The 13,323-nt window shown below is 66.3% G+C and carries 13 protein-coding genes; 6 read left to right on the top strand and 7 right to left on the bottom strand.

The features are described from left to right. Positions 1–32 precede the first annotated feature (32 nt). From H4O10_RS18690 to H4O10_RS18680, 3 genes are all read right to left on the bottom strand, one after another. Positions 33–443, bottom strand: a complete 411-nt coding sequence (locus H4O10_RS18690) for a VOC family protein (protein WP_049452369.1) — start codon at positions 441–443, stop codon at positions 33–35. Positions 444–546: 103 nt separating this feature from the next. Next, positions 547–1,914, bottom strand: coding sequence for an amino acid permease (locus H4O10_RS18685; RefSeq protein WP_005410628.1), 1,368 nt, complete (start codon positions 1,912–1,914; stop codon positions 547–549). 82 nt (positions 1,915–1,996) lie between these two features. Further along, on the bottom strand, positions 1,997–2,719 hold the full coding sequence (locus H4O10_RS18680) for an AraC family transcriptional regulator (protein WP_005410629.1): 723 nt from the start codon (positions 2,717–2,719) through the stop codon (positions 1,997–1,999). A 114-nt stretch (positions 2,720–2,833) separates the two neighbouring features. On the opposite strand from H4O10_RS18680, the gene H4O10_RS18675 reads away from it, so the two are divergent. Both H4O10_RS18675 and H4O10_RS18670 read left to right on the top strand, forming a co-directional pair. Further along, positions 2,834–4,924, top strand: coding sequence for a catalase (locus tag H4O10_RS18675; RefSeq protein WP_049452370.1), 2,091 nt, complete (start codon positions 2,834–2,836; stop codon positions 4,922–4,924). A 22-nt stretch (positions 4,925–4,946) separates the two neighbouring features. Then, positions 4,947–5,438, top strand: a complete 492-nt coding sequence (locus H4O10_RS18670) for a hypothetical protein (RefSeq protein ID WP_049404556.1) — start codon at positions 4,947–4,949, stop codon at positions 5,436–5,438. A 9-nt stretch (positions 5,439–5,447) separates the two neighbouring features. Here the strand turns inward: H4O10_RS18670 and H4O10_RS18665 are convergent, their stop codons facing one another. Continuing rightward, positions 5,448–6,188 (bottom strand): alpha/beta hydrolase, encoded by a 741-nt coding sequence (locus tag H4O10_RS18665; RefSeq protein ID WP_049452371.1) that lies wholly within the window; start codon positions 6,186–6,188, stop codon positions 5,448–5,450. A gap of 140 nt (positions 6,189–6,328) precedes the next feature. Here H4O10_RS18665 and H4O10_RS18660 point away from each other — a divergent pair, with 140 nt between their 5' ends. Next, positions 6,329–6,868 carry a hypothetical protein gene (locus H4O10_RS18660; RefSeq protein ID WP_049452372.1) on the top strand — a complete coding sequence of 180 codons (540 nt, stop codon included), beginning with the start codon at positions 6,329–6,331 and terminating at the stop codon, positions 6,866–6,868. Between the two features lie 14 nt (positions 6,869–6,882). Next, positions 6,883–7,173 (top strand): hypothetical protein, encoded by a 291-nt coding sequence (locus H4O10_RS18655; protein WP_005410634.1) that lies wholly within the window; start codon positions 6,883–6,885, stop codon positions 7,171–7,173. A gap of 89 nt (positions 7,174–7,262) precedes the next feature. On the opposite strand, the gene H4O10_RS18650 is transcribed toward H4O10_RS18655, so the two are convergent. Continuing rightward, on the bottom strand, positions 7,263–9,389 hold the full coding sequence (locus H4O10_RS18650; protein ID WP_005410635.1) for a methyl-accepting chemotaxis protein: 2,127 nt from the start codon (positions 9,387–9,389) through the stop codon (positions 7,263–7,265). Positions 9,390–9,621: 232 nt separating this feature from the next. Here H4O10_RS18650 and H4O10_RS18645 point away from each other — a divergent pair, with 232 nt between their 5' ends. Beyond that, the gene (locus H4O10_RS18645; RefSeq protein WP_005410636.1) at positions 9,622–10,584 is read left to right on the top strand and encodes a L,D-transpeptidase family protein; all 963 of its coding nucleotides are present in this window, start codon (positions 9,622–9,624) and stop codon (positions 10,582–10,584) included. Between the two features lie 4 nt (positions 10,585–10,588). Beyond that, a complete protein-coding gene (locus tag H4O10_RS18640) occupies positions 10,589–11,266 on the top strand; it encodes a M23 family metallopeptidase (protein WP_049452373.1) in 678 nt (225 codons plus the stop codon). On the opposite strand, the gene H4O10_RS18635 is transcribed toward H4O10_RS18640, so the two are convergent. Both H4O10_RS18635 and H4O10_RS18630 read right to left on the bottom strand, forming a co-directional pair. Then, the gene (locus H4O10_RS18635; protein WP_049452374.1) at positions 11,202–11,864 is read right to left on the bottom strand and encodes a hypothetical protein; all 663 of its coding nucleotides are present in this window, start codon (positions 11,862–11,864) and stop codon (positions 11,202–11,204) included. The two genes, H4O10_RS18640 and H4O10_RS18635, sit on opposite strands and share 65 nt — an antisense overlap. A 117-nt stretch (positions 11,865–11,981) precedes the next feature. Continuing rightward, positions 11,982–13,274 (bottom strand): adenylosuccinate synthase, encoded by a 1,293-nt coding sequence (locus tag H4O10_RS18630; RefSeq protein WP_005410639.1) that lies wholly within the window; start codon positions 13,272–13,274, stop codon positions 11,982–11,984. Positions 13,275–13,323: the final 49 nt, after the last annotated feature.

Raw genomic sequence — 13,323 nt, 5'->3', positions numbered from 1 at the left:
TGGACCAGGGTCCACACCCACGGTAATCCCGATCACGGGTCCGGCATCTGCCCCAGGCTCAACTGCCACGACACGCCGAAGCGATCCTGCACCCAGCCGTAGCGGTTGCTGAAGTCATAGTCGCCCACCGGCATCAGCCAGTGGCCGCCCTCGCCCAGCACGCGCGCGGCGCGCTCGAACTGCTCGGCGCCGGAGCACTCGACGAACAGCGAGATCGACCGGCTGAAGGTGAAATCGTGCACGTCCAGGCTGTCAAAGCACAGGTAGTGGGTGCCACCGAGCAGGAAGATGGCCTGTCGGACCTGCCCGGGCACGCCGGCACCGGCGCCGTCCGGATGGCGCTGCATTGCCAGCAGGCGGAAATCGGCGAAGGCCTCGGCGTACAGGGCCAGGGCGGCCTCGGCCTGGCCGGTAAACATCAGGAAGGGGCGACTGCGCAGCATGCGGTACTCCCGGTCGACGGGCCGATGACGGCCCACACGATCAGGATGGCACGGCGGATGTGCAGCCTCCGTGGTAGTGCCGGCCGCTGGCCGGCAGCTTCAGTCACGCCTCGCGCATGCGCCGCGCGATGGCGCTGCCGGCGGCGATGGTGGCGGTCAGCGCCACCATCGACAGGAACTGCAGGCGGGTGTGCGACTCGCTCAGCAGCAGGCCGAAGATCAGTGCCAGGATCGCCAGCGCGCAGCAGGTCAGCCACGGGAAGCCGGCCATGCGGAACGGCAGCCGGGTACCCAGGCGATCCGCGCGGCGGCGCAGCACCAGCTGCGACACCAGCGACAGCGTCCACACCAGCAGGCAGGTGGAACCGACGATGTTCAGCAGCACCGGCAGCACCCGGTCCGGGAACAGCAGCTCCATCACCGTGGCGGCGAAACCGAACAGCACGCTGGCCAGCACGGCAATCACCGGCACCTGGCGCGGATCGGTCCAGCCCAGCACGGCCGGCGCTTCACGACGCTGCGCCAGCGAATACATCATGCGCGAGGCGCCGTAGAGGTTGGCATTGAGCGCCGACAGCAGCGCGATCACCGCGATCAGGGTGATGGCGGTGCCCGCGCCCGGGATGCGGGCGATATCCAGCACGGCGGCAAACGGCGACTTCAGCGCTTCGCTGGTCCACGGTACGACGGCGATGATCACGCTCAGCGAGCCGATATAGAACACCAGGATGCGCCACGCCACGGTGCGGATGGCACGGGCGATGCTGCGTTCCGGATCTTCGGTCTCCGCCGCCGCAACGGCCACGATCTCGGTGCCACCGAAGGCAAAAACGACAACCAGCAGTGCAGCGCCAATACCGGCCAGGCCCTTCGGCGCGAAGCCACCATGCTCGGTGAAGTTGCTCAGGCCCGGCGAGGTCACCTGCGGCAGCCAGCCCATCAGCAGCGCCACGCCGATGGCGATGAAGGCCAGGATCGCCGCCACCTTGAGGATGGCGAACCAGAATTCGAACTCGCCGAAGTTCTTCACCCCGAGCAGGTTGATCGCGGTGAAGAACAGCATGAAGGCCAGCGCCGCCATCGGTACAGGTACTGCTGGCCAGACGGTGGCCAGCAGACCGGCCGCTCCCACCGCCTCGGCGGCGATCACGATCACAAGCTGCACCCACCACAACCAGCCGACGGTGGCACCGGCGGTGGCGCCCATGGCATCGGCGGCATAGACCGAGAACGCGCCGCTGGTCGGTTTGGCCGCCGCCATTTCGCCCAGAGCGTTCATCACGATGATCACCAGCGCGCCGGCGACCAGATACGACACCAGGACCGCCGGACCGGCCGCCTGCACACCCACGCCCGAGCCGAGGAACAGGCCGGCGCCGATGGCGCTGCCCAGGCCCATCATGATCAGCTGGCGGGGCTTGAGCGAATGTCCGAGGCGGGACGGTGAAGCGGTCGGAATCGAGTTGGGCATCGGCAGGGCTGGCGGCGGGCTACAGGGGCGACACCTTACCCTGTCCCATGCCCGCGGGGATAGGCACAGCGCAGCAGGCGGCTCAGGCCAGTGCCGGCTCTCCGACACTGCCACCAATACGGGCGCGGTAGGCACGCGGCGAGAAACCGGTTTCAGCCTTGAACTTGCGGGTAAAGGCGCTCTGGTCGCTGAAACCGCAGGCCTGGCCGATGCTGGCGATGCTCTCGTCACCGTGCAGCAGGTGCATGGCCATCTGGATCCGCAGCCGGGTCAGCACCTGCTGCGGGGTCATCTGGAACACCTTGCGGAAGCTGCGCTCCAGCTTGGACAGCGAAAAACCGGTGATGTCCAGCAGGGTCTGCATGCGCACGTTCTCGGCGTAGTGCGCGTTGAGGTGGGCCAGCGCCAGCCGCAGCTGCTCGTACTGGGTACCCAGACTGTCCTTCTGGCCAAGGTCGCGGGAAATGCCGATCAGGCCCTCGATGGCTCCATCGACCACCAGCGGACGCTTGCAGGTCAGGCACCAGCCCGGTTCGCGGTTGGCGAACAGGTGCAGCTCCATCAGGTTCTCGATCACCTCACCGGCCAGCACGCGGGCGTCCTGGTCCACGTAGTCGGCGCTCAGCCCGGTCGGGTAGATCTCCGCCGCGGTACGCCCGATCACGTCCTTGCGGGCGCGCAGGCCCAGCCGCCGCAGCATGGTCTGGTTGACGTGGGTGTAACGCCCCTGAAGGTCCTTGATGAAGAACAGCACATCCGGGATGGCGTCGAACAGGGCTTCGATGTCGGCGGGCTCGACTCGCATGGAGCAAGCATACCCGAGCCTGCTTTTGCCTGTACGTTCACCTTTGCCGGACCTCGGTTTAACGGGCCCGGTTCCAGTGTCGTGGTTCTCTTTGAGCATCCGGAGCCAACGTCAATGGCCGCCAGCAAGCCGACCGGCAAGCGCGCAACCACCCACGCCGAGAACCACCACCGCGGCAGCGGCGATGAACTGCACCAGCAGGCCGGGGGCAGTCATCCGGCGATGACCACCGATCAGGGCATCCCGGTGGCAGACAACCAGAACTCCCTGCGGCAGGGACCTCGGGGGCCTACGCTGCTGGAGGACTTCATCCTGCGCGAGAAGATCACCCACTTCGACCATGAGCGCATTCCCGAGCGCATCGTGCACGCCCGCGGCAGCGCTGCGCATGGCTACTTCGAGTTGACCCGATCACTGAAGGAGCATACCCGCGCGCGCATCCTGACCGAGGTTGGCGTGAAGACACCCGTGTTCACCCGCTTCTCGACCGTGGCCGGTGGCGCAGGTTCAGTGGACACCCCGCGCGACGTGCGCGGCTTCGCGGTGAAGTTCTATACCAGGGAGGGCAACTGGGACCTGGTCGGCAACAACATCCCGGTGTTCTTCATCCAGGACGCCATGAAATTCCCGGACCTGGTGCACGCGGTGAAGATGGAACCGGACCGTGCCTTCCCGCAGGCCGCGTCGGCCCATGACACGTTCTGGGACTTCATTTCGCTGATGCCCGAATCGATGCACATGATCATGTGGGCGATGAGCGACCGCGCCATACCGCGTTCGCTGCGGATGATCGAAGGCTTCGGTGTGCACAGCTTCCGCCTGCTGAACGAGGCCGGCGAGTCAACGTTCGTCAAGTTCCACTGGCGGCCCAAGCTGGGTATCCAGTCCACGGTCTGGGACGAAGCGCTGAAGCTGCAGTCGGCCGACAATGACTTCCATCGCCGTGACCTGTTCGAGGCCATCCAGCGCGGCGACTTCCCGGAATGGGAACTGGCGGTGCAGTTGTTCACCGAAGAAGACGCCGACGCATTCCCGTTCGATCATCTGGACCCGACCAAGATCATTCCCGAATCGCTGGTGCCGTTGCAGGTCATCGGGCGCATGGTGCTGGACCGCTGGCCGGACAACTTCTTCGCCGAGACCGAGCAGGTGGCTTTCTGCCCGGCCAACGTGCCACCGGGCATCGACTTCAGCAACGACCCGCTGCTGCAGGGGCGCCTGTTCTCCTACCTGGACACCCAGCTGCTGCGCCTGGGCGGCCCGAACTTCCACCAGATCCCGGTGAATGCGCCCAAGTGCCCGTTTGCCAATCATCAGCGCGACGGCCACATGCAGATGCAGGTTCCCAAGGGCCGGGTGGCCTACGATCCCAGTTCGCTGCAGGAGGACACCCCGCGCGAGACGCCTGCCGGATTCCGCAGCCATGCCAGCGCCGACGATGGCCGCAAGGGTCGCACCCGCGCGGAGAGTTTCGCCGACCACTACAGCCAGGCCCGCATGTTTTTCCGCAGCCTCGAAAAGCCGGAGCAGGCGCACCTGGCATCGGCGCTGGTGTTCGAGTTGTCCAAGGTGGAAACGCTGAAGGTGCGGGTACGCACCGTCAGCCACCTGCGCAACATCGATGACTCACTGGCGCAGCGCGTGGCCGATGGTCTTGCGTTGCCTGCACTGCCCGACCCGGCGCCGACCGCTACCCCAGTGCGGGACATGCCCCCCGCCCCCGAAGTGCGGGTGATCGGTCGCAACAAACCCACCCTGCAAGGGCGCTGCATCGGCATCCTGTTCGATGAGGGTTCTGATGCCCGGATCATTGCCAGCCTGAGCAAGGCAGCCAGGAAAGCAGGTGCGGATGTGAAGCTGGTTGCCCCCAGAGTGGGTGGCGCCACGCTCAGCGATGGCGCGCTGCAGGCGGCGGATGGGCAACTGGCGGGCACCCCGTCGGCCGTGTTCGATGCAGTAGCCGTGGTGCTCAGCCCGGAAGCGGCGAAGGCCTTGTCGAAAGAGAGTGCAGCCATCGAATTCGTCAGCCAGGCGTGGGCGCACCTGAAGGCCATCGCCAGCGATGCGGGCGGCCAGACGCTGCTGAAGGCGGCAAGGGTCGGCAACGACGCCGGCATCGTCGAAGCGGAAGACGCCAAGGCATTCCTGGCGGCGGCCGCCACCCGCCAGTGGGCGCGCGAACCCAAGCTGCGCCTGCTGGCCTGACTACAGCAACAGGAGAACTGTCATGCCCCGTGGTGACAAATCCGCATACTCCGATAAACAGAAGCGCCAGGCCGAGCACATCGAGGAAAGCGAGCGCGAGCGCGGTGCCAGCGAAGGCACGGCCGAGCGCATTGCCTGGGCGACCGTGAACAAGCAGGATGGTGGTGGCAAGCGTAGCGGCAGCGCGCGCAAGGGTACGAAGAAGGCGACCACCAAGAAGGCTGCCAAGAAGGCGCCTGCCAGAAAGTCGGGCACAAAGAAGGCCACGACCAAGACGACGGCGGCGAAGAAGGCCCCTGCGAAGAAGACGACAGCCAGGAAGGCGGCGGCAAAGAAGGCACCGGCTCGCAAGACAGCCACAAAGAAAACCGCAAAGAAGACAGCGGCCAAGAAGGCCGGTACAGCCGCCTCGCGCAGTGCTGCAGCGAAGAAGGCGGCGAAGACACGTGCGGCGAAGAAGACCGTGCGCAAGGTGGCGGCGAAGAAGGCCGCGCGTACCCGCGCGCGCGGCTGAGTCCTTCGATCAGGGCGACAGCGTCCTCATCCACGCTGCAACTTCGGCTGCGGATGCGTCAGCGCGTGCCTGCAGCAGCAGATGCGGCCCTTCCAGCGAAACATGCCGGGCATCCGGCAAAAAGGCCTGAAGTTCTGCCACGCTGGGCGGCCACAGCAGGCGGTCATGGCACGCGTGCAGGCACAGCGTCGGCACGTCGATTGCCGGCAGCAATGCGCGTACGTCGACGCGCAGGGTCGCTGCGGCGCGTCGCCGCAGTGTGGCCGCCGGAATCCGGGCCAGCGCATCGCGCAGCATCGATACGTGGTCGCGGGTGCGCCACCGCCCCAGCAGCAGGCGCGCCAGCAACGCCACGGGAGGCAAAGGCCAGGCCGGCGTCAGCAGGGCTGCGCTGGCTGCCGGCAATGGCAACGGCCGACGCGCAAAGGTCGCGGCAAGCACCAGTCCGCGCAGCCCGGCGGGCTGTCGCGTGGCCAGTTCAACCGCCAACGGGCCCGAGAAGGACTCGGCAAGCAGGATGAAGGGATGGCCGGGCAGCTGCGACCACAGCCGTTGGGCCAGCGTGGCGTGATCCTGCCCTCCCTGCGCAGGCAGCGTAATCGCCTGCGTCGTCAGCCCATGAGCCTGGAGTGCTGACAGAAACGGGATCGACAGTCTGCCGGAGCCATCCAGCCCGGGCAGCATCAGCACGTGCTGCGGCGTGGGTGATGCTGAATCACAGCCCGGCTTTTCCTCGCTCCCGATTCCCATGTCACCTCCTTTGCTGGCAAGCATCGCCCACATCGGCAGGCAGCGGAACTTTCGCTCCGGCTCTCCTGCTGCTTTGCCAGTCAAGGTTGAGCGATACTGCCCGCTCTGCCGCGGGACGCGGCTGCCAAGGAGAGCCTCTGATGCGATGGACCTACGCGCTGGCCATGATGGTCATGATGCTGCCACTGAACAGTTCCGCCAACGATGGCTGGATAAACGGGGCAGGCAAGGCGATGCCGGAGACCGATGCCATGAAATCCAGCGGTGGCTTTGCGGCATCGCTGCTGGTCACCTCCGATGCCGACTGGCGGGCCAAGTGGGAAACCCCACCAGAGTCCACTCCCGGTTTTACCCAGGCCGACGAAGTCCACCCGGGCGGTGAATTGTTCCTGCTGACATTCCTGTCCAACCCGCAACTGGATGAGAACCGCGTGCCCAAGGTGCACTGCGATCTGCGCATGCTGCGCCCGGACGGCAGTACCAGCATCGACGAACGCGATGTTCCCTGTTTCACCGCTGCCCTGCCCGGCCCGCCAACCCTGTTGTACATGACCAACCTGCACCTGAAGTTCGTGGCCGAGGCCAGTGATCCGAAAGGTACGTGGACTGCGCAGGTGGTGGTCAGGGATCTGCTGCGGAATGTGAGCCTGCCTCTGCAGGCTCACTTCGACGTCCGTTGAACGGAGGCGTGCGGATGAAGATGCGGCGATTACTGAGCTGGACCGGTCTTGCGCTTTGCGTGGTCTACCTGCTGTTGACCGCATGGCTGGTTCACGGCGCGCAGTCGGATGCGGACCCGAAGGGGGCCTATATCCTGATGTCGCTCCCCATCACCCTGCAGTCTGCTGCACTCGATGCCATCGGCGCAGGCAGCCTGCTGTACGGCAAACCCTGGTCGACCGCGTATGCAGTACTGGTTCCGCCAACACTGCTGTTGCTGTACGCAGCCGGCTGGCTGATCGAACGCGCCGCGCGCGGCCGCTAGCCAGCGGCACCGACCGGTTGCGTGCATGCGGTGCCCTGCATGCGGGGCATCGCATGCAGGGCGTCATCCAACATCCAGTCGCAGGTTGCTTACGCCGCCTGCGCAGGCACGATGGGCATGCGCGCGCCCTGCTCCACCTTGAACACCGCCACCGACGTGGTCAGCGCATGCGCCTGTTCCTCCAGCGCGCGGCTGGCGGCAGTGGCTTCTTCCACCAGCGCAGCGTTCTGCTGGGTCACCTGGTCCATCTGCACCACCACCTGGTTGACCTGCTCGATACCGGCGGCCTGTTCCTTGCTGGCCGCTGCGATGTCGCTCATCAGCTGCGTGGTGCGCGAGCTGGCCTGGGCCACGCGGGCGATCGCGGCTTCCGATTCAACGGTCACCGCCAGGCCGCTCTTCACCTTGGCAGCAGCGTCTTCGATCAGCTCCTTGATCTCCTTGGCGGCGACACCGGCACGCTGTGCGAGCGTGCGTACCTCGCTGGCGACCACGGCAAAACCACGGCCCTGCTCACCTGCACGCGCGGCTTCAACCGCAGCATTCAGCGCCAGGATGTTGGTCTGGAACGCGATGCCGTCGATCACGGTGGAGATTTCCGAGATGCGTGCCGAGGACTGATCGATCTCACCCATCACCGACGCCATCTGCGCCATCGCCTGCTCGGTCTCGCGTACGGCGGCACCGGCGGCGTGCGCTTCACTGTCGGCCTGACGAGCGAGCTCGGCATTCTGGCGCACAGTCGAGGTCAGTTCCTCCATCGATGCGGCGGCTTCTTCCAGGTTGGCGGCCTGCTGCTCGGTGCGGCGCGACAGGTCGTTGTTGCCGGCGGCCAGTTCCTGCGCCGCGTTGTTGATGCTGTCGGCGGCCACCTGGATGCCACGCACGATGCCGGTCAGCTGCGCGGTGGTGGTGTTGGCGTCGTCGCGCATGCGGGCGAACACACCGTCGTACTCGCCGTCCATGCGTGCAGTCAGGTCGCCGTGCGAGATCGCACGCAGCACATCGGAGACATCAGCAATGCTGGCCTGCGAACTGGCCATCATGCCGTTGAGATGCTCGACCATCGCCTTGAACTGGAACTGGAACGCAGCGGCATCGCCACGCATGCTGAAATCACCAGCGCGCGCGGCCCGGGCCAGTGCATCGATCTGCGCGTTGATCGCCATCAGGCTCTGCTTCACTGCGGCCAGGGTGCGGGTCAGCGTGCCCTTCTCGCCCGGGTAGTCCGGCAGGTCGCGGCTGAGGTCACCGATGGCGTAGCGCTGCATCACTTCGGCCATCAGCAGTTCCACCTGCACGTGCGATTCGACCAGGCTGTTGGTGGCCTGCACCATGCGGCCGAAATCACCGGGGAAGGCGCTGGCGTCCATGCGGTAACGGATCGCACCCGCCTCGTGCTGTTCGGCCATCTGCAGCTGCGCGCCGATCGCCGCCTGCACACTCTGGCGCACGCTGGCCATCGCCTCGCCCAACTGGGTCAGTTCGTCACGGCCGCCGAGGCGGAACTCCTGATCCAGCTGGCCCCTGGACAGGCGCTCGGCCAGGTTCACCGCGCGGGCCAGCGGGCCGGTCAGGCTGCGGCCGATCATCACCGAGGCGGCGATGCCGACCAGCAGTGCAACGCCGCCCAGCACCAGCAACTGCAGCAGGCTGCGCTCGCCCAAGCGGATCGCCTCGGCGGCCGCCTCACGGCTTTCCTTCTCTTCGAAGTCCACGCCATCGGACAGCGCCTTGTTCCAGCCGTTGGCGGCTTCCTGCACCGGGCCCAGGGTCAGCGCCACGGCGCCCGGGTAGTCGCCCTGCTCCATCAGTTCGCTGGTCTGCTTGTTGAGCGGACGCGCGATGGCACGCTTGGCGGCGATGGTCTCGGCAATGGCCTTGCCCTCGGCGTCGCTGGGCAGCGCCTGGTAGGCCGTCCAACTGGCCTCATAGCGCTTGACCAGATCGGCGATGCGCTGCTCATCATGGCCACGGTCATCGCCCTGGCGGATCAGCATCTCGCGGCGAACGACCATCATCTGGTTGTTGGCATCGAGCATCTGCGAGAGCAGGCGCACCTTGGCCACGCTGACATCGACCACCTGCTGCATCGCGCGCTTCTGCACGACACTGGCGGTGGCGCCGGTGGCCACCACGGCCGCAACCAACAGCAGCAACAGGCCAAAGCCCAGCCCAAGACGCCAGGCAACCCTGACATTCCTCAAGTAGTTCATCGGTACATCCAAAACGGGGGGGATGTGGCGTTATCGGCGGCCCGCCAGGCAATCTTGATCGCCAACCGCCAATGGCGTGGGCACCATTCACCTTGGTGAGCCCGTGGCCGGCGGCACCCGCGCGGGGACGGTCGCGCAACGACCCGACTGCTCATGCAGACGTCAGATCTCTTTCACGGTGGCTCGGCGCGGCCTGCAGGCAAGGTGGTGGCGTCATCTGCTGGAGTTCCCAATGCCATTACCCGTGTACCGATCCACCCTGCTCGCTCTCTCGCTACTGGCATCGCCGGCGTTCGCGCAGGCACCGCCCCCTGGACTGCCCGCCCCCATCGCCGAGAAGGCCGGACCGGACACCGCAGCACGTTCCGCCCTGCATGCCCAGGTGCTGCTGGACCGTGCGAATTTCTCGCCCGGCCAGATCGACGGTGAAGTGGGCAGCAACCAGCGGCGCGCGGTGTCGGGTTTCCAGGCGGCGCACGGCCTGACCGTCACCGGTGAACTGGACGACGCGACCTGGCAGGCCCTGCAGGCTGATACGGTCACCCCCCTGGCCAGCTACACGCTGACCAGCGAGGATGTCGCCGGGCCGTTCCAGGCGGTGCCGAAGGGCCCCGCCGCACAGGCCAAACTGAAATCGCTGGGCTTCAACAACGTCGAAGAGTCGCTGGGCGAACGCTTCCACGCATCCCCTGAGCTGTTGAAGCTGCTCAATCCGGGCGTGGATCTGAGCAAGGCGGGCAACCGCATCCAGGTGCCCAATATCGCACCATCGCCGCTACCGAAGGCGGCCAAGGTGGTCGTCGACAAGTCCGATTCCAGCCTGCAGTTGCTGGATGCGCAGGGCAAGGTGATCGCTCAGGTGCCGGTTTCCTCCGGCAGCCAGCACGATCCGCTGCCGATCGGCGAATGGAAGATCCTGGGCGTGTATCGCGACCCGCCGTTCCACTACAACCCCAAGCTGTTCTGGGATGCGCGCAAGGGCGAAAAGAAGGCGACACTGCCGCCGGGCCCGAACAATCCAGTCGGCCGGGTCTGGATCGATCTGTCGAAGCCACACTACGGCCTGCATGGCACGCCCGAGCCCGGCCATGTCGGCAAGACCGAGTCACATGGCTGCGTGCGCATGACCAACTGGGATGCGCTGCGCGTGGCCGATGCGGTGGATACCTCCGTCCCCGTGGTGATGCAGGAGTGAGCCGATGCGCCTTTCTCAGCTGATCGTGCTGGGCGTGCTGCTGGGACTGGGGGCCGGCTGGTGGCTGCGCCGCGATGCGGGCGAGCCGGTAGCCGCCTCGCTGCCGGAAGCACAACCGGCAGCAGCTGTGGCGCCGGCCAAGGGATCCGTAGCGCCGCTCGACACGGCCCCTGCCCCCGCCGCCACCGCACCGTCAGCCGCGCGGACTGCGGATGCGCCGTCCGGTCTGCTGCTGCCGGTACAGGGCGTCGCGGCCTCGCAGCTGCGCGACACCTTCACCGATGCACGCAGCGAGGGCCGCGTGCACGATGCCATCGACATCCTGGTCGATGCCGGTACGCCGGTACTCGCGGTGGCTGATGGCACGGTGGAAAAACTGTTCGACAGCAAACGCGGCGGCTTGACGATCTACCAGTTCGAGCCCAGCGGACGCTGGTGCTACTACTACGCGCACCTGCAGCGCTATGCCGATGGCCTGACCGAAAAGCAGGTGATCAGGCGCGGGGAGGTGATCGGTTACGTGGGCAGTACCGGCAACGCCAGCGCTGAGGCCCCGCACCTGCATTTCGAGGTGCACGTGCTGGGACCGGAGAAGCAGTGGTGGAAGGGGGAATCGGTCAATCCGTACCCACTGCTGAATCCGCCTGCTTCGAAGCCCGGTGCTGCCAGCGCCGCAAGGTGAACGTGAACACCGCCAAGGCAGCCCCTGGAATCAACAGGAGCAGTGCCGCCACTTTCCAGAAGAAGAACGGCCACAACCAGACATAATCCAGGTCAGTCAGCTTCAACAGGTCCAGTGGCGGCTGCAGCTCGACGGTGGCCGCGCGATCGGCCAGCGCCGGGTCCACCTCCAGCACGGTTACCTGCACCCATGAGCGGCCGCGTGGCAATGCGTCGCCACGGCCATAGCCGAAGTAGGACGCCATGAGGCCGCTGGACTCAACCGAAGCCAGCCCACGATTGATACCCTGCCCGGCCACTCCCGAACGCTCCCCTGCGCGGAAGTCTCCATGATCGGTCGGAGTTTCGATGCGCAGCAGCACCTCGGGGTCAGCCTCCGTACCGTCTGCGGCATAGCGCAGGCGCAGCCGCAGTTGATCATCGATGAGGCGGTAGACGGTGAGCTGGGCGGTTGCGCCAGGGCTCAGCACCAACGGCACCGTCTGCGTGCGCGAAGCCAGGGTATTGGCGGCCGCGCCCAGCACCAGTACCAGGCAGGCGATGCCCCACAGGCTCCACAACATCCACAGAGTGATCCGCACGACCGTCTCGCCCTTCACGCTGACATCCTGGTCATCGCTTTGCTTCCTTGCTGGCCCTGGCGACACAGTAACGAAAAAGCCCCGCTTGCGCGGGGCTTTTCCTGTCACCTACGCCGGGCAGCGCCCGGCGTTACCTCAGGCAAACGGATCCTGCAGGACCATGGTGTGGTCGCGGTCCGGACCGGTGGAGACGATGCTGATCGGGCAGCCGGCCAGCTCTTCCAGCGAACGCAGGTAGGCGCGCGCAGCCGGCGGCAGGTCATCCCAGTTGGTGATTCCGTGGGTGTTCTCGCTCCAGCCCGGGAACTCCAGGTACACCGGCGTGCACTCTTCCCAGCCCTGCGCGTCCAGCGGCGCGTACTCGGTGCGCTTGCCGTTGTATTCGTAGGCGATGCAGACCTTCAGCTTTTCCATGCCGTCCAGCACGTCCAGCTTGGTGATGCACAGGCCGCTGATGCCGTTGATGGCCACGGCACGCTTCAGCGCGACGATGTCCATCCAGCCGCAACGACGCGGACGGCCGGTCGAGGCACCGTACTCGGCGCCGCGGTCACGGATGCCCTGGCCGACTTCGTCGTCCAGCTCGGTCGGGAACGGTCCACCGCCGACGCGGGTGGCGTAGGCCTTGGCGATGCCCAGCACGTAGTCGATCGAATCGGCGCCGACGCCGGAACCGGCCAGCGCGCCACCGACGGTGGTGTTGGAGCTGGTGACATACGGGTAGGTGCCGTGGTCGATGTCCAGCAGCGCGCCCTGCGCGCCTTCGAACAGCACGCGCTTACCCTGCTTGCGCAGGTCGTGCAGGATGCCGGCCACGTCGGACTTCATCGGCTGCACGTATTCGCCGAAGGCCAGCGCTTCGTCGAAGGTCTTCTGGAAGTCGACCGCATCGGTGTTCAGATACTTGGTCAGCACGAAGTTGTGGTAATCCAGCGCGGTGCGCAGCAGTTCTTCCAGCTGCTTCGGGTAATGCAGGTCGGCGATGCGGATGCCGCGACGCGCCACCTTGTCTTCGTAGGCCGGGCCGATGCCACGGCCGGTGGTGCCGATCGCCTTGCCACCGGCAGCGCGCTCGCGCGCCTGGTCCAGGGCGATGTGGTACGGCATGATCAGCGGCGCGGCCGGGGAGATCTTCAGGCGCGACCGCACTTCCACGCCGGAGGCTTCCAGCTCGGCGATTTCCTTCTGCAGCGCGGCCGGCGAGATCACCACGCCGTTGCCGATCAGGCACAGCGCGTCGTCACGCAGGATGCCCGACGGGATCAGGTGCAGGACGGTCTTCTTGCCGTTGATGACCAGGGTGTGGCCGGCGTTGTGGCCGCCCTGGAAGCGCACGACGGCGCCGATTTCCTCAGTGAGCAGATCGACGATCTTGCCCTTGCCTTCATCGCCCCACTGGGCACCCAACACTACGACAGACTGACCCATGACGGGCTCCTCGATTTGTTGCGGCCATCGGGGCCGCGGACGGGTAAAC

The sequence above is a fragment of the Stenotrophomonas sp. I18B00994 genome, assembly GCF_014145825.1.
Taxonomy (GTDB): domain Bacteria; phylum Pseudomonadota; class Gammaproteobacteria; order Xanthomonadales; family Xanthomonadaceae; genus Stenotrophomonas; species Stenotrophomonas maltophilia.
This window is presented reverse-complemented; position numbering and strand designations above follow the sequence as displayed.

Excerpts from the sequence above, each read along its gene's own strand:
- H4O10_RS18690 (WP_049452369.1), bottom strand. The coding sequence starts at position 443 with ATGCTGCGCAGTCGCCCCTTCCTGATGTTTACCGGCCAGGCCGAGGCC.
- H4O10_RS18685 (WP_005410628.1), bottom strand. The coding sequence starts at position 1,914 with ATGCCCAACTCGATTCCGACCGCTTCACCGTCCCGCCTCGGACATTCG.
- H4O10_RS18680 (WP_005410629.1), bottom strand. The coding sequence starts at position 2,719 with ATGCGAGTCGAGCCCGCCGACATCGAAGCCCTGTTCGACGCCATCCCG.
- H4O10_RS18675 (WP_049452370.1), top strand. The coding sequence starts at position 2,834 with ATGGCCGCCAGCAAGCCGACCGGCAAGCGCGCAACCACCCACGCCGAG.
- H4O10_RS18670 (WP_049404556.1), top strand. The coding sequence starts at position 4,947 with ATGCCCCGTGGTGACAAATCCGCATACTCCGATAAACAGAAGCGCCAG.
- H4O10_RS18665 (WP_049452371.1), bottom strand. The coding sequence starts at position 6,188 with ATGGGAATCGGGAGCGAGGAAAAGCCGGGCTGTGATTCAGCATCACCC.
- H4O10_RS18660 (WP_049452372.1), top strand. The coding sequence starts at position 6,329 with ATGCGATGGACCTACGCGCTGGCCATGATGGTCATGATGCTGCCACTG.
- H4O10_RS18655 (WP_005410634.1), top strand. The coding sequence starts at position 6,883 with ATGAAGATGCGGCGATTACTGAGCTGGACCGGTCTTGCGCTTTGCGTG.
- H4O10_RS18650 (WP_005410635.1), bottom strand. The coding sequence starts at position 9,389 with ATGAACTACTTGAGGAATGTCAGGGTTGCCTGGCGTCTTGGGCTGGGC.
- H4O10_RS18645 (WP_005410636.1), top strand. The coding sequence starts at position 9,622 with ATGCCATTACCCGTGTACCGATCCACCCTGCTCGCTCTCTCGCTACTG.
- H4O10_RS18640 (WP_049452373.1), top strand. The coding sequence starts at position 10,589 with ATGCGCCTTTCTCAGCTGATCGTGCTGGGCGTGCTGCTGGGACTGGGG.
- H4O10_RS18630 (WP_005410639.1), bottom strand. The coding sequence starts at position 13,274 with ATGGGTCAGTCTGTCGTAGTGTTGGGTGCCCAGTGGGGCGATGAAGGC.